This window comes from Sphingomonas aracearum (assembly GCF_003345355.1).
Classification (GTDB): Bacteria; Pseudomonadota; Alphaproteobacteria; order Sphingomonadales; family Sphingomonadaceae; genus Sphingomonas; species Sphingomonas aracearum.
Map to the genome: position 1 here is coordinate 321,298 of NZ_QQNB01000002.1, position 13,468 is coordinate 334,765.

The 13,468-nt window shown below is 66.3% G+C and carries 17 protein-coding genes; all 17 read right to left on the bottom strand.

The window, feature by feature from the left end; genetic code table 11:
- Positions 1 to 6: 6 nt before the first annotated feature.
- Positions 7 to 312, bottom strand: coding sequence for an NADH-quinone oxidoreductase subunit NuoK (gene nuoK, locus DVW87_RS08695; protein WP_114687407.1), 306 nt, complete (start codon positions 310 to 312; stop codon positions 7 to 9).
- Entirely contained in the window at positions 309 to 920 is a 612-nt protein-coding gene (locus DVW87_RS08700; RefSeq protein ID WP_114687408.1) for an NADH-quinone oxidoreductase subunit J, read from the bottom strand. The genes nuoK and DVW87_RS08700 overlap by 4 nt, the downstream gene beginning before the upstream one ends.
- A gap of 31 nt (positions 921 to 951) precedes the next feature.
- The gene (nuoI, locus tag DVW87_RS08705; protein ID WP_114687409.1) at positions 952 to 1,437 is read right to left on the bottom strand and encodes an NADH-quinone oxidoreductase subunit NuoI; all 486 of its coding nucleotides are present in this window, start codon (positions 1,435 to 1,437) and stop codon (positions 952 to 954) included.
- Positions 1,434 to 1,565 (bottom strand): hypothetical protein, encoded by a 132-nt coding sequence (locus DVW87_RS18490; protein ID WP_275402079.1) that lies wholly within the window; start codon positions 1,563 to 1,565, stop codon positions 1,434 to 1,436. The genes nuoI and DVW87_RS18490 overlap by 4 nt, the downstream gene beginning before the upstream one ends.
- Positions 1,562 to 2,617: an NADH-quinone oxidoreductase subunit NuoH gene (nuoH, locus tag DVW87_RS08710; RefSeq protein WP_114687410.1), complete on the bottom strand. Its 1,056-nt coding sequence runs from the start codon at positions 2,615 to 2,617 to the stop codon at positions 1,562 to 1,564. Before nuoH ends, DVW87_RS18490 begins: the two co-directional genes overlap by 4 nt.
- A complete protein-coding gene (nuoG, locus tag DVW87_RS08715; protein WP_114687411.1) occupies positions 2,614 to 4,632 on the bottom strand; it encodes an NADH-quinone oxidoreductase subunit NuoG in 2,019 nt (672 codons plus the stop codon). The genes nuoH and nuoG overlap by 4 nt, the downstream gene beginning before the upstream one ends.
- Before the next feature lie 4 nt (positions 4,633 to 4,636).
- Positions 4,637 to 5,230 carry a hypothetical protein gene (locus tag DVW87_RS08720; protein ID WP_114687412.1) on the bottom strand — a complete coding sequence of 198 codons (594 nt, stop codon included), beginning with the start codon at positions 5,228 to 5,230 and terminating at the stop codon, positions 4,637 to 4,639.
- Positions 5,227 to 6,534: an NADH-quinone oxidoreductase subunit NuoF gene (gene nuoF / locus DVW87_RS08725; protein WP_114687413.1), complete on the bottom strand. Its 1,308-nt coding sequence runs from the start codon at positions 6,532 to 6,534 to the stop codon at positions 5,227 to 5,229. Before nuoF ends, DVW87_RS08720 begins: the two co-directional genes overlap by 4 nt.
- Complete coding sequence (locus DVW87_RS08730) at positions 6,534 to 7,202, bottom strand: complex I 24 kDa subunit family protein (RefSeq protein WP_114687414.1); 669 nt, start codon at positions 7,200 to 7,202, stop codon at positions 6,534 to 6,536. The genes nuoF and DVW87_RS08730 overlap by 1 nt, the downstream gene beginning before the upstream one ends.
- Positions 7,202 to 8,437: an NADH-quinone oxidoreductase subunit D gene (locus DVW87_RS08735; protein ID WP_114687415.1), complete on the bottom strand. Its 1,236-nt coding sequence runs from the start codon at positions 8,435 to 8,437 to the stop codon at positions 7,202 to 7,204. The genes DVW87_RS08730 and DVW87_RS08735 overlap by 1 nt, the downstream gene beginning before the upstream one ends.
- Positions 8,434 to 9,297 (bottom strand): NADH-quinone oxidoreductase subunit C, encoded by an 864-nt coding sequence (locus DVW87_RS08740; protein WP_114687416.1) that lies wholly within the window; start codon positions 9,295 to 9,297, stop codon positions 8,434 to 8,436. The genes DVW87_RS08735 and DVW87_RS08740 overlap by 4 nt, the downstream gene beginning before the upstream one ends.
- A gap of 11 nt (positions 9,298 to 9,308) precedes the next feature.
- Positions 9,309 to 9,887 (bottom strand): NuoB/complex I 20 kDa subunit family protein, encoded by a 579-nt coding sequence (locus DVW87_RS08745; RefSeq protein WP_239017831.1) that lies wholly within the window; start codon positions 9,885 to 9,887, stop codon positions 9,309 to 9,311.
- Positions 9,878 to 10,252, bottom strand: a complete 375-nt coding sequence (locus DVW87_RS08750) for an NADH-quinone oxidoreductase subunit A (RefSeq protein WP_114688151.1) — start codon at positions 10,250 to 10,252, stop codon at positions 9,878 to 9,880. The genes DVW87_RS08745 and DVW87_RS08750 overlap by 10 nt, the downstream gene beginning before the upstream one ends.
- Before the next feature lie 124 nt (positions 10,253 to 10,376).
- Positions 10,377 to 11,189 (bottom strand): inositol monophosphatase family protein, encoded by an 813-nt coding sequence (locus tag DVW87_RS08755; protein ID WP_114687417.1) that lies wholly within the window; start codon positions 11,187 to 11,189, stop codon positions 10,377 to 10,379.
- Between the two features lie 97 nt (positions 11,190 to 11,286).
- Positions 11,287 to 11,850: an elongation factor P gene (efp, locus tag DVW87_RS08760; protein ID WP_114687418.1), complete on the bottom strand. Its 564-nt coding sequence runs from the start codon at positions 11,848 to 11,850 to the stop codon at positions 11,287 to 11,289.
- Positions 11,851 to 11,889: 39 nt separating this feature from the next.
- Complete coding sequence (locus tag DVW87_RS08765) at positions 11,890 to 12,477, bottom strand: M23 family metallopeptidase (RefSeq protein WP_114687419.1); 588 nt, start codon at positions 12,475 to 12,477, stop codon at positions 11,890 to 11,892.
- Positions 12,474 to 13,463 (bottom strand): L,D-transpeptidase family protein, encoded by a 990-nt coding sequence (locus DVW87_RS08770; protein ID WP_420822329.1) that lies wholly within the window; start codon positions 13,461 to 13,463, stop codon positions 12,474 to 12,476. Before DVW87_RS08770 ends, DVW87_RS08765 begins: the two co-directional genes overlap by 4 nt.
- Between the last annotated feature and the right edge of the window lie 5 nt (positions 13,464 to 13,468).

The window sequence follows — 13,468 nt, forward strand, 5'->3', positions numbered from 1 at the left end:
GAACCCTTACCCCTTCATCCGGTTGACATCGTCCACCGCGATCGTGCCGCGGCTACGGAAATAGATCACGAGGATCGCCAGGCCGATCGCCGCCTCGCCCGCCGCGACCGTCAGCACGAACATCGCGAACACCTGGCCCACCATGTCGTGGAGAAAGGCGGAGAAGGCGACGAGGTTGAGGTTCACCGACAGGAGGATCAACTCCACCGCCATCAGCATGACGATGAGGTTCTTGCGATTGGCGATGATGCCCAGCACGCCCAGCGCGAACAGGATCGCCGCCACGACGAGATAGTGCGTAAGCCCGATCACAGCTCCACCCCCTGGCCGACCGCCGGCTTGACGTTGCGCGTTGCGTCCCCGGGCCGCCGCATGACCTGGCGGGTCACGTTCTGCGGCCGGGTGCCGGCGCGCTCGCGATGGGTCAGCACGATGGCGCCGATCATGGCCACCAGCAGGACCAGCCCGGCGCCCTCGAACACGAACAGGTAGCGGGTGTAGAGCAGGCTGCCGAGCGCAACGATGTTGGGTACGTTCTCGGCCACCGGGGCAGCGCGGCGGGCAAGCTGGATGGCACCGGCGCTGTAGGCGCCCACGCCGATCATGATCTCCGCCGCCAGCGCGACCGCAAAGGCCAGGCCGATCACCGCATAGCGCGCGAACCCGGCACGCAGCTGTGCGAAGTCGACGTCCATCATCATCACCACGAACAGGAACAGCACCGCGACCGCGCCGACATAGACGATGACGAGCAGCATCGCGATGAACTCGGCGCCCACCAGCACCATCAGCCCCGCGGCGTTGAAAAAGGCCAGGATCAGCCACAACACGGCATGCACCGGGTTGCGCGCGGTGATCGTCAGCGCTGCCGACAGCAGCACCACCGCCGCGAACAGGTAAAAGGCGATTGCTTGGATCACGGAATCGTATGGCCCCTAGTTGCTGGCGCGCTTACCGGTACGGCGCATCGGCGGCAAGGTTCGCGGCAAGCGCGCTTTCCCAGCGGTCGCCGTTGTCGAGCAGCTTGTTCTTGTCATAGATCAGCTCCTCGCGCGTTTCGGTGGAGAACTCGTAGTTCGGCCCCTCGACGATCGCGTCCACCGGGCAGGCCTCCTGGCACAGGCCGCAATAGATGCACTTCGTCATGTCGATGTCGTAGCGCGTGGTGCGCCGCGAACCGTCGTCGCGCGGCTCCGCCTCGATGGTGATCGCCTGCGCCGGGCACACCGCCTCGCACAGCTTGCACGCAATACAGCGCTCCTCGCCGTTCGGATATCGGCGCAACGCATGTTCTCCGCGGAAGCGCGGCGAAACCGGGTTCTTCTCGAACGGATAGTTGATCGTCGCCTTGGGCTTGAAGAAATACTTCAAGGTGAGGGCGTGCGCCTTCACGAACTCCCAGAGCGTGAATGTCTTGATGTAATGAGCAACGCTCACGATCCGAACCCCATCACGCGGTCGATGGCCACGACCGTCAATCCAATCACCATGCCGGCCAGCGCCCGGCGCTTCACCGCATCCGGGTTCATGCCCCGCGCGGCCAGCCAGCTTGCCGGCGACCTCATAGCGGCGAGCCCACGCGATAGAACATCAGCACGGTGGACACCAGGAACACCCAGAAGAGCGACACCGGCAGGAACACCTTCCAGCCCAGCCGCATCAGCTGGTCGTAGCGGTACCGCGGCACCGTTGCCTTCACCCAGCTGAAGACGAAGAAGAAGAACAGGATCTTGGCGAACAGCCACAGGATGCCCGGCACGGCATAAAGCGGCGCCCAGTCGATTGGCGGCAGGTAACCGCCCCAGAACAGCGTGGCGTTCAGCGCGCACATCAGGATCACGTTGGCATATTCGCCCAGCCAGTAGAGCGCAAAGCTCATGGACGAATATTCGGTCTGATAGCCCGCGACGAGCTCCGACTCCGCCTCGGTGAGATCGAACGGTGCGCGTCCGGTTTCCGCCATGCCGGAGATCAGGAACATGATCGACATCGGGAAAAGCAGCGGATTGATGCCGAACCCGTTGATGTGGATGCCCAGCGTGTTGCGCTGCGCCTCCACGATCGTGGTCAGGTTGAAGCTGCCCGCCCACATCACCATGCAGATCAGGATGAAGCCAAGCGCGACCTCGTAGCTCACCATCTGCGCCGCCGCGCGGATGGCCGAGTAGAACGGATATTTGGAGTTGGACGCCCAGCCCGCCAGAATGATGCCGTACACGCCCAGCGACGAGGCCGCGAGCACGTAGAGCAGCCCGACATTGATGTTGGACAAGAGCACACCCGGCGAGAACGGCACCACCGCCCACACGATCAGCGCCACCGTGAAGGTGATGATCGGCGCGAGCAGGAACAGGCCCTTGTTCGCCGCCGCAGGAACGATCGTCTCCTGCAGGAACACCTTCAGTCCGTCTGCAAAGGACTGCAGCAGGCCGAACGGACCGACCACGTTGGGACCACGGCGCAGCGCCATCGCCGCCCAGATCTTGCGATCGGCATAGATGATCATCGCCACGGCCAGCATCAGCGGCAGCGCGATCACCAGAATGCCGACGATGGTGGCGACGAACCACGCCCAGCCGAACGGCAGGCCCACCGTGGTCTGGAAGAAGTCGGTCATTCCGCGGCCTCCGCCAGCTGCGCGCCGTGCGTGATGACCGACGAGCATTCCTGCATGGTCGGGCTTGCGCGGCAGATCGCGTTGGTCAGGTAGAAGTCCTGGATCGGGTAGCCGGCAAGCGTGCCCGACGCCACCGCGTCCAGCACCGGCGGCTTCCACTCCAGCGCGGCGAGACCAAGCCCGGCCAGCAGCGGCGTGTCATAGGCCATGGCCGCGCGCAGTTCCTCCAGCGTGTCGAACGGCAGCGTCTGGCCGAGCACGGCCGACAGCGCCCGGAAGATCGTCCAGTCCTCGCGCGCGTCGCCGGGCGGGAACACCGCCCGCTCGCCCCGCTGCACGCGCCCTTCCAGGTTCACCCACGTGCCGGACTTCTCGGCATAGCTCGCGCCCGGCAGCACCACGTCTGCCGCGCCCGCGCCCTTGTCGCCGTGGTGGCCGACATAGACCTTGAAGCTGGTGTCGAAGCGCGCGTAATCCACCTCGTCCGCGCCGAGGAAGAACGCCAGCTTCGGCCTGGCCGCAACCACGTCCGCGAGGCCGCCGGGCTGGTGGTAGCCCAGCATCAGGCCTCCGTTGCGCGCCGCCGCCATGTGCAGCACGTTGTAGCCGTTCCAGGCAGTGCCGTCCTCCAGCGTGCGCACGAGGTTCAGGCTGCCCACGAGCGCCAGGCTCGCCCCCTGCCCGCCCTTCAGCGCCGCGCCGCCGACGATCACCATCGGTCGCTCGGCCTTGCCAAAGGCGTCCAGCACCGCTTCCGGGAGCTTGCCGAGGATCGACAGGTCCGCACCGAGCCATTCGACCTTGTAGGTCAGCTCCGTTTGCGGCCCGATCGCGAACACCCGCGCGCCGCGCTTGATCGCCTTGCGGATGCGCGTGTTCACCAGCGGCGCTTCCCAGCGCACGTTGGAGCCGACGATCAGGATGGCGTCCGCGCGCTCGGTGCCGGCGATGGTGGTGTTGAAGTTCACCGCCGCCAGGTTGCTGGCGTCATAATCCATGCCCGTCTGCCGCCCTTCCAGCAGCGACGAGCCGAGCGACTGGAGCAGCGCCTTCGCCGCGAACAGGGTTTCGCAGTCGACCAGGTCGCCGTGGATCGCCGCCACGCTGGATCCGGCGTCCACCGCCTTGATGGCGGCGAAGGCCTCTTCCCAGCTTGCCGGCTGCAGCTTGCCGTTCACGCGGATGTACGGCCGGTCGAGCCGCCGGCGGACGAGCCCGTCCACCGCATGGCGCGTCTTGTCCGACGCCCATTCCTCGTTCACGTCCTCGTTGATGACGGGCAGCGCGCGCAGCACCTGACGGCCGCGGCTGTCGAGGCGGATGTTGGTGCCCACCGCATCCATCACGTCGATCGCCAGCGTCTTCTTCAGCTCCCAGGGCCGCGCCTCGAACGCATAGGGCTTGGAGGTGAGCGCGCCCACCGGGCACAGGTCCACCACGTTGCCCGAGAGCTCGGAGGTTACCGCCTGCTCGAGATAGGAAGTGATCTGCATGTCCTCGCCGCGATAGATCGCGCCGATCTCCTCCACGCCGGCCACTTCCTCAGCGAAGCGAACGCAGCGGGTGCACTGGATGCAGCGGGTCATCACCGTCTTGACGATGGGCCCCATATACTTCTCGGTGACCGCGCGCTTGTTCTCGTCATAGCGCGACTGGCCGCGGCCATAGGCCATGGACTGGTCCTGGAGGTCGCACTCACCGCCCTGATCGCAAATCGGGCAGTCGAGCGGGTGATTGATGAGCAGGAACTCCATCACGCCTTCGCGCGCCTGCTTCACCATCGGCGTCGTGGTGAACACCTCCTGGTTGTCGGCCGCGGGCAGCGCGCAGCTCGCCTGCGGCTTGGGCGGCCCCGGCTTCACTTCCACCAGGCACATGCGGCAGTTGCCGGCAATGGAAAGGCGCTCGTGATAGCAGAAGCGCGGGATTTCCTTGCCGGCGGCCTCGCAGGCCTGGAGCACGGTCGCGCCCTGCGGCACTTCGACCTCGATCCCGTCTACTTTCAACTTGGGCATGGCGTTACTTCGCGTCCGAAAGCGCCACCGCCATGTAGGCGACAGCGGCGATGTGATTGCGCAGATCGGTGATGTCGACCTTGTACTCGGCGCCCTCAGGCATGCAGGTCTTCAGCCCATCCCCGAAGCCGAGGAATGCCTGCTTCTCGCCGACCGTCTGCACCGGCGAGCGCAGGAATGCCACCGTTTCCTTTGGCCTGGCGGCAACAAGGCACTTGGCATACCCGACCAGAAAGGCGCGCCCGGCCTTTTCCGCAGGTCTCACCGCCGGCACCGACGCTCGCGTCGCCAGCGTGTCGAGCAACCCGGGCTGCCGCAAGAACATCGCTTCGGCAACCGCTCCACGGATTTCCCCGGTATGGCCGCTGACGCTGTACCCACGGATACAGTGACGGTGCCCACGCACCAGCGTCGTGGCAGCATCCCGTTCGCCGGGCGCGCCGAAGGGCGCACGCAACAGCTTGTTCGACAGGGCGGGCGCCTGCGACACCAGACAGGTGCCCAGCTGCGACAGCTGCGCCTGCTTGGACACAAGCGTCTGCGCGCCGCCCGCCGATGCCAGGCAGGCCGCGCCGATGCCGACAATCACCCGCATCATTCCGCCGCTTCCATCATCGGCGCCAGGCCACCACCCCGCTTCTCGGTGATCCGCCGCTCGATCTCGGGCCGGAAATGCCGGATCAGTCCCTGAATCGGCCAGGCCGCCGCATCGCCCAATGCGCAGATGGTATGGCCCTCGACCTGCTTGGTCACCTGCTGCAGCGTGTCGATCTCGGAGAGGTCGGCATCGCCCGTGCGCAGCCGCTCCATCACGCGCCACATCCAGCCCGTGCCCTCGCGGCACGGCGTGCACTGGCCGCAGCTTTCGTGCTTGTAGAAATAGGACAGCCGGCTGATCGCCCGGACGATGTCGGTGGACTTGTCCATCACGATCACCGCCGCGGTGCCCAGGCCCGAGCCCAGCGCCTTGAGCCCGTCGAAGTCCATCGGCGCGTCCATGATCTGCGCCGCCGGGACCAGCGGCACCGACGAGCCGCCGGGGATCACCGCAAGCAGATTGTCCCAACCGCCGCGGATGCCGCCGCAATGCCGCTCGATCAGTTCGCGGAAGGAAATGCTCATCTCCTCCTCGACCACGCACGGCGTGTTCACGTGCCCGCTGATCTGGAAGAGCTTGGTGCCTTCGTTCTTCTCGCGCCCGAAGCTCGCGAACCAGGCCGCGCCGCGGCGCAGGATGGTCGGGGCGACCGCGATGGACTCGACGTTGTTCACCGTGGTCGGGCAGCCATAAAGGCCCGCACCCGCCGGAAACGGCGGCTTGAGGCGCGGCTGGCCCTTCTTGCCCTCCAGGCTTTCGAGCATCGCGGTCTCTTCGCCGCAGATATAGGCGCCGGCGCCGCGGTGGACGAACACGTCGAAGTCGTAACCCGAACCGCAGGCGTTCTTGCCCAGGAACCCGCGGTCATAGGCCTCCGCCACCGCCGCGAACAGAGTCTCGGCCTCGCGGATATACTCGCCGCGGATGTAGATATAGGCCGCCCGCGCGCGCATCGCGAAGCCCGCGACCAGCGCGCCTTCGATCAGCTTGTGCGGATCGTGGCGGATGATCTCGCGGTCCTTGCACGAGCCCGGCTCGGACTCATCTGCATTGATGACGAGAAAGCTCGGCCGCCCGTCCTTGCTCTCCTTCGGCATGAAGCTCCACTTCATGCCGGTCGGGAAGCCCGCGCCGCCGCGACCACGGAGGCCCGAGGCCTTCATGATGTCGATGATCTTGTCCTGGCCGAGCGCCAGCAGATCCTTGGTGTTGTCCCAGTCACCGCGCGCGATCGCCGCGTCGACGTTCCACGGCTGGAACCCGTAGACGTTGGTGAAGATGCGGTCCTTGTCGGCGAGCGCCATTACGCCCACTCCCCCCGGTAATCGTGATTTTCCTGCACCATCGCGGTGAGCGAGGTTGGCCCGCCTGCCGGCTCGGACGAGGTGCGGCCGGTCTGCGATCCGGACTTCACCTCGCGCCCCTCGGCCAGCGCCTTCAGGATCGCGGTGGTCTTGTCATAGTCCAGATCTTCGAAGTTATCGTCGTTGATCTGCACCATCGGCGCATTGGCGCAGGTGCCCAGGCACTCGACTTCGCTCAGCGTGAACAGCCCGTCCGGCGTGGTCCGGCCCTTGACGAGCCCGTGGTTCTTGCACGCGGCCATCACGTCGTCGCTGCCCGCCAGCATGCACGGCGTCGTGCCGCACACCTGCACATGATAGCGACCGACCGGCGCCAGGTTGAACATGGTGTAGAAGGTCGCAACCTCGAACACGCGCATGTACGGCACGCCGATCTCGCGCGCGACGAACTCGATCACCGGCACGGGCAGCCAGCCCTGCGTCTGCGTCTCGGCACCGACCTGCCGCTGGGCCAGATCGAGCAGCGGGAGCGAGGCGGATTGCGACCGCCCTTCGGGATAGCGGCCGATGACCTCCTTGGCCTTGCGCGCATTCTCCTCGGTCCACGCAAACGCGCCCCAGCGCGCGCGGGTCTCGGCCTCGTCGGGGATCTGGGGTGCTTCAGCCATCAGCGGTCACATTCACCAAAAACGATATCCATTGCGCCCAGGATCGCGGTCGTGTCCGCCAGCATGTGGCCCTTGGACATGAAGTCCATCGCCTGCAGGTGACTGAACGCCGTCGGGCGGATCTTGCAGCGGTACGGCTTGTTGCTGCCGTCGCTCACCAGGTACACGCCGAACTCGCCCTTGGGGCTTTCCGTCGCGACATACACGTCGCCTGCCGGCACGTGATAACCCTCGGTGAAGAGCTTGAAATGGTGGATCAGCGCTTCCATTGAGCGCTTCATCTCGGCGCGCTTGGGCGGGCCGACCTTGCGATCGGTCGTCATCGTCGGGCCTTCGGGCATCTCCGCAATGCACTGCTTGATGATGCGCGCCGACTGGCGGACCTCCTCCACGCGCACCATGAACCGGTCGTAGCAGTCGCCGCGCGTGCCCACCGGCACCTCGAAGTCCATCCGGTCATATACGTCATAGGGCTGCGACTTGCGCAGATCCCACGGGATGCCGGCGGCGCGGATCATCGGGCCGGAAAAGCCCCATTTCAGCGCGTCCTCGCGGCTCACCACCGCGATGTCGACGTTGCGCTGCTTGAAGATGCGGTTGTCCGCAACCAGGCTGATCGCGTCCTCGAACAGGCGCGGCAGGCGCGTGTCGAGCCACTCGGCAAGATCGGTGAGCAGCTTCAGCGGCACATCCTGGTGCACGCCGCCGACGCGGAAGTAATTGGCGTGCATGCGAGCGCCGGAAATGCGCTCGTAGAAGTTCATCGTGTCTTCGCGAATCTCGAACAGCCACAGGTTCGGCGTCATCGCGCCGACGTCCATGATATGGCTGCCGAGGTTCAGCATGTGGTTCATGATGCGCGTCAGCTCGGCGCACATCACGCGGATATACTGCGCGCGCATCGGCACCTCGAGATCGAGCAGCTTCTCGATCGCGAGCACGAACGTGTGCTCCATGCACATCGGCGAGCAGTAATCGAGGCGATCGAAATAGGGGATCGCCTGCGTATAGGTCTTGTACTCGATCAGCTTCTCGGTGCCGCGGTGGAGCAGGCCGACATGCGGATCGATCCGCTCGATCAATTCGCCGTCCAGCTCCATGACGAGACGCAGAACGCCGTGCGCGGCCGGATGCTGCGGGCCGAAGTTGATCGTGTAATTGTCGATCGTCACGTCGCCGGGCGTCGGGTCTTCCGCGTCGGTGATGCCGGCGATCTTCTCGAGCTGGTCGCTCATTGGTTCTGTCCCTCGCCCTTGCTCGTGACCACGTCCGGGTCACGGGGCTTCTCCTGCGGCTGGTTGCCGGGCTGGTCCTTGCCCGCACCGGTATCCCTGGTGCTGTCGGTGCTCACGCCATAGCCGGAGCCCGGATGCACCGTGCCCTTTTGTGGCGTCTGTGCGGCATCCGCCTTCTGGATCGTGTCGGCCTTGAGCGGTGTCGGCGCACCCTTGGCCTCCGGGAGAGCCCCCGGCGCGGGCGGCGCCTTCTCGTCGCCGGGCAGCACGTACTCGGCGCCCTCCCACGGGCTCAGGAAGTCGAACGTGCGGAAATCCTGCGCCAGGCTGACGGGTTCGTACACCACGCGCTTGGCCGCTTCGGAATAGCGCATCTCCAGATACCCGGTCAGCGGGAAATCCTTGCGGAACGGGTGGCCGCGAAAGCCATAGTCCGTCAGGATGCGACGCAGGTCCGGGTTGCCGTCGAAGAGCACGCCGAACATGTCGTACACTTCGCGCTCCAGCCAGCCCGCGACCGGCCAGAGGCCGGTGACGGACGGCACCGGATGCACGTCGTCGGTCTGCACGTGCACGCGGAGGCGGTGGTTGCGCGTGACGCTGAGCAGGCAATAGACGACCTCGAAGCGCTCCACCCCGCGATCGGGATAGTCGACGCCGGCGATCTCCATCAGCTGCTGGTATTCCAGCCCCGGCGTGTCGCGCAGCGCCACCATCGTCTCGACCAGGCTGTCACGCTCGACATGCAGCGCGACCTCGCCGACCGCCTCGACCGGCGAGCGCAGCTTGCCGCCGAGCGCCGCCGTGGCCGCGTCGATCACCCCGTCATTGGGCGCAAAGGCTGGCGCCGGTGCTCTCATCGCTCCGCCCCTCAACGCTCAACCGTGCCGATACGGCGGATCTTCCGCTGCAACTGCATGATGCCGTACAGCAAAGCCTCTGCGGTCGGCGGGCACCCGGGGACGTAGATGTCCACCGGCACCACGCGATCGCAGCCGCGCACCACCGAATAGCTGTAGTGATAGTAGCCGCCGCCATTGGCGCAGCTGCCCATCGAGATGACGTATTTCGGCTCGCTCATCTGGTCGTAGACCCGGCGCAGCGCGGGCGCCATCTTGTTGCAGAGCGTTCCCGCCACGATCATCACGTCCGACTGGCGCGGCGAAGCGCGGGGTGCGGCGCCGAACCGCTCCAGGTCGTAGCGCGGCATGTTCACGTGGATCATCTCCACCGCGCAGCACGCCAGCCCGAACGTCATCCACCACAAGGAGCCCGTACGCGCCCACTGGAACAGCTCCTCGGTGGAGGTGACCAGAAAGCCCTTGTCGGTCAACTCACCGTTGAGATCGTCGAAGAAGCCCTGGTCCGGCGGCACGATCGCCTGGCCGGCGCCCGCAGGCGGCTGGATCGTGACCGAACCGCCGCCGGTCGTGTTGTTGCTCACTCCCATTCCAACGCACCCTTCTTCCACGCATAGACCAGGCCCAGCGCGAGTTCGGCGATAAAGATCATCATCGAGCTCCAGGCCACCCAGCCGAGCGAAAAAACGCTTACTGCCCAGGGATATAGGAAGGCCGCTTCGAGATCGAAGATGATGAAGAGGATGGCGACGAGATAAAAGCGCACGTCGAACTGGCTGCGCGAATCCTCGAACGCCGGGAAGCCGCACTCATATTCGGAGAGCTTTTCCGGTGTCGGCTTGTTCGTGCCCGTGAAGCGCGCGGCGATCATCGGCAGGAACACGAATGCGCTGGACAGCACCAGCGCCACGCCGAGGAACAGGAGGATGGGGAGGTATTGCGAAAGGTCGACCAAGGGCATTTCTCGCAGGTGCGAAGGTATGCTGAGGGCTTTAGGCCTCCCGGTTACCCGGAGCAAGGCCGCCGGCCGATGAGAATGAATCGCAACAGAGTCCGGGAGCCACGGGCCGCCCGGGAACTCAGCGCAGCGCGCCGGCGACCAGCTTCAGCAGCTTGCCATGCAGCGCATCGTTGGCGGCCAGGAACTCGTTGCGCTCCATCGGCCGGTCGCCGCCGCGATAGTCCGTCACGAAGCCGCCTGCCTCCTTCACCAGCAGGGTGCCGGCCGCGACGTCCCAGGGTTGCAGATCGCTCTCCCAGAAGCCGTCGAACCGCCCGCCCGCGACCCAGGCGAGATCGAGCGACGCCGCACCGAAGCGGCGGATGCCCGCCACTTCGGGCGCGATCGCACCGAAGATACGGCTCCATTGCGCGAAGTTGCCGTGGCCAAGGAACGGAATGCCCGTGGCGATCAGCGCCTCGGACAGGTCACGCCGCGCGGACACGCGCAGCCGCTCGGACTGGACCCAGGCGCCCCGCCCCTTTTCCGCCCAGAAGCTCTCGTCCGTCAGCGGCTGGTAGACGAGACCGGTCGTCACTTCGCGCTTGCCGTTGGCCAGCGGCTCTTCCACCGCGATCGAGATCGCGAAGTGCGGAATGCCGTGCAGGAAATTGCTGGTGCCGTCGAGCGGATCGATCACGAAGCGCGGCTTGGTGGGATCGCCCTCGATCTCGCCGCCTTCCTCCAGCAGGAAGCCCCAGTCCGGCCGGGCCTTGCGCAGCTCCTCGACCAGTGTCGCCTCCGCCTGCTTGTCCGCCTGGCTGACGAAGTCGGCCGGACCCTTGCGGCTTACCTGCAGCTTCTGCACCTCGCCGAAGTCGCGGCGAAGGCGCGGCGCCGTCTTGCGCGCGGCGCGGTCCAGAACGGTGAGGAGGCCGGAAAGTGCTGGCATCTCAGTTACTCCACGCTCCCGCGCTCGGGAGCGATGCTTCAATCAACAAGCTCGCCGGCCGGTCGGCGAAGGGCGCGGCCAGCTTGCGGCAGCCATCTCAGTCCGCGCGACGAACGTAGGTCTGTTCGTACACGTCCACGACGATGCGCGTGCCCGATCCGATATGCGGCGGCACCATCACGCGCACGCCATTGTCCAGGATCGCCGGCTTGTAGCTGGAGGAGGCGGTCTGCCCCTTCACCACCGCGTCGGCCTCGACGATGGTGGCTTCGATCGTGTCCGGCAGCTGCACGCTGATCGGCTCCTCGTCGTAAAGCTCCATCACCACGTCCATGCCGTCCTGCAGGAACGCAGCGGCATCGCCCAGCAGATCGCGCGGCAGCGTGGTCTGCTCGTACGTGTCCTTGTCCATGAACGTCAGCTGCTCGCCATCGGCGAACAGGAACTGGAAGTCCTTGGTATCCAGACGCACGCGCTCCACCGTCTCGGCCGAGCGGAAGCGGACGTTGTTCTTGCGCCCGTCGCGCAGGTTCTTCAGCTCCACCTGCATGTACGCGCCGCCCTTGCCGGGCTGGGTGTGCTGGATCTTCACGGCGCGCCAGATGCCGCCTTCATACTCGATGATGTTGCCGGGACGAATGTCCACGCCGCTGATCTTCATGGGTGCTGAACCTGCTGGAAAGAGCGAGAACGTGGGCCTTTAGCGTCGCGGCGCCCGGCCGACAAGGTAGGGGAAGGGATCGACCTCCTCGCCTTGTGCCCAATGCTGGTCGGGCGCGGTGCGGCTGAGGCCGAAATGAAGGTGGAAGTTGCCGGCCCCCGCATTGCCGGTGTCGCCGACAAAGCCGAGCGGCGTTCCCACCTGCACCGCCTGCCCCTCCGCAAGGCCGGGCGCGTAGCCGGCCAGGTGCGCATAGTAATAGCTCCAGCGGCGGTCCGGCGAGCGGACGTAAACGGTGGTGCCGCCGTCATGGCTCTCAAACAGCTTCTCGACCATCCCGGCCGCGGCGGCCTCCACCGGCGTGCCGGCAGGGGCCGGGATGTCGAGCCCGTGATGCGCCCGCGCCCCGCCCGCGCGCGCGTCGCCCCAGCTGTCGCGCAGGGCAGACCGCGCGACGCCGCGCACCGGAACGTGCAGGAGGCCGGGCAACTGCGCCACCGCTGCCGTCGAAGCGGGTACCGGCCGCGGCCGATCCGCGGGCGCATCGGGCAGCAGCTTGAGCGCCGCGATCCACAGCGCCACCACGGCCGCCAGCACCAAAGCCGCGGCAATGCCCAGCCGCCTCACGCCTGGAACACCACCTTGGTCTTGCCCGCGGTGACCATCTGCGCCAGCCGCGCCGCATCCCAATTGGCCAGCCGCACGCAGCCATGGCTCTCCGTGCGGCCGATATTCTGCGGCTCGGGCGTGCCATGGATGCCATAATGCTCCTTGGACAGGTCGATCCACACGACCCCGACCGGGCCGTTCGGCCCCGGCGGCAGCATCGCCTTCTCGTCGCCCTTGCTGGCATCCCAGAACAGCGCGGGGTTGAAGTGGAACTTGGGATTGGTGTCCACCACCGGGATCGACCAGGTGCCCAGCGGCAGCGGATCGTGGCCGGAGCCCGTCGTGACCATGAACTGCGCGACCAGCTTGCCCGCCGCGTCATAGGCGCGCAGCACCTTCTCCGACTTGTCCACCACGATCCTGGCGGCCTGGGGCTGCTGCGCGGACACGTTCAGCATGTTCAGCGTCTGCCGCCATTCCGGCTTCAGCTTGGGATCATAGTCGCGCGAAAAGGGCAGCGCGTTGGGGAACACCACCTTCGTGCCGGGGGCGAGCCGCGTGTCCGGCCCGTTCAGCGCCATCAGCACGGCAGGGGTGGTGTGGAACATCTCCGCCAGCTTCTCCATGAGAGAGCGGTAAGCGAGCGCGGGCAGCTTGGCCTGATCGTTCTCGTTCTTCGGAATGGGATTGATATACGGCCCGGCAAGCGCTTCCCGCGTCAAGGTCAGCGTGCGCGTCGGCGCCCAGGCCTTGTAGCGGTTCAGCGCCTGCACCGTGGCCGGATCGGTCTTGCCGGTGACCGGCAGCCCGCGGCTCATCTGGAAGCCTTTCAGCGCCGCCGTCAGGGAGATGCCCGGCCGCCCGTCCAGCACCCCCGGGGAGAAGCCTAAATGGTCGAGGATCACCTGCACCTGCAACAGGTTGCGGTCGATCGCAGGCGCGGGCGCCGCAATCGTCGCCGGTGCCGCCAGCAGCCCCATGGCTGCGATCCATCCTGCCTTCATTACAC

What these genes read in the sequence shown, in the direction of transcription:
- DVW87_RS08745 (WP_239017831.1), bottom strand. Translation starts at nt 9,887, where the DNA reads ATGGGAGTGAGCAACAACACGACCGGCGGCGGTTCGGTCACGATCCAG.
- DVW87_RS08740 (WP_114687416.1), bottom strand. Translation starts at nt 9,297, where the DNA reads ATGAGAGCACCGGCGCCAGCCTTTGCGCCCAATGACGGGGTGATCGAC.
- DVW87_RS08735 (WP_114687415.1), bottom strand. Translation starts at nt 8,437, where the DNA reads ATGAGCGACCAGCTCGAGAAGATCGCCGGCATCACCGACGCGGAAGAC.
- DVW87_RS08720 (WP_114687412.1), bottom strand. Translation starts at nt 5,230, where the DNA reads ATGATGCGGGTGATTGTCGGCATCGGCGCGGCCTGCCTGGCATCGGCG.
- efp (WP_114687418.1), bottom strand. Translation starts at nt 11,850, where the DNA reads ATGAAGATCAGCGGCGTGGACATTCGTCCCGGCAACATCATCGAGTAT.
- nuoG (WP_114687411.1), bottom strand. Translation starts at nt 4,632, where the DNA reads ATGCCCAAGTTGAAAGTAGACGGGATCGAGGTCGAAGTGCCGCAGGGC.
- DVW87_RS08755 (WP_114687417.1), bottom strand. Translation starts at nt 11,189, where the DNA reads ATGCCAGCACTTTCCGGCCTCCTCACCGTTCTGGACCGCGCCGCGCGC.
- nuoF (WP_114687413.1), bottom strand. Translation starts at nt 6,534, where the DNA reads ATGGCGCTCGCCGACAAGGACCGCATCTTCACCAACGTCTACGGGTTC.
- DVW87_RS08730 (WP_114687414.1), bottom strand. Translation starts at nt 7,202, where the DNA reads ATGGCTGAAGCACCCCAGATCCCCGACGAGGCCGAGACCCGCGCGCGC.
- nuoH (WP_114687410.1), bottom strand. Translation starts at nt 2,617, where the DNA reads ATGACCGACTTCTTCCAGACCACGGTGGGCCTGCCGTTCGGCTGGGCG.
- DVW87_RS08770 (WP_420822329.1), bottom strand. Translation starts at nt 13,463, where the DNA reads ATGAAGGCAGGATGGATCGCAGCCATGGGGCTGCTGGCGGCACCGGCG.
- DVW87_RS18490 (WP_275402079.1), bottom strand. Translation starts at nt 1,565, where the DNA reads ATGAGGTCGCCGGCAAGCTGGCTGGCCGCGCGGGGCATGAACCCGGAT.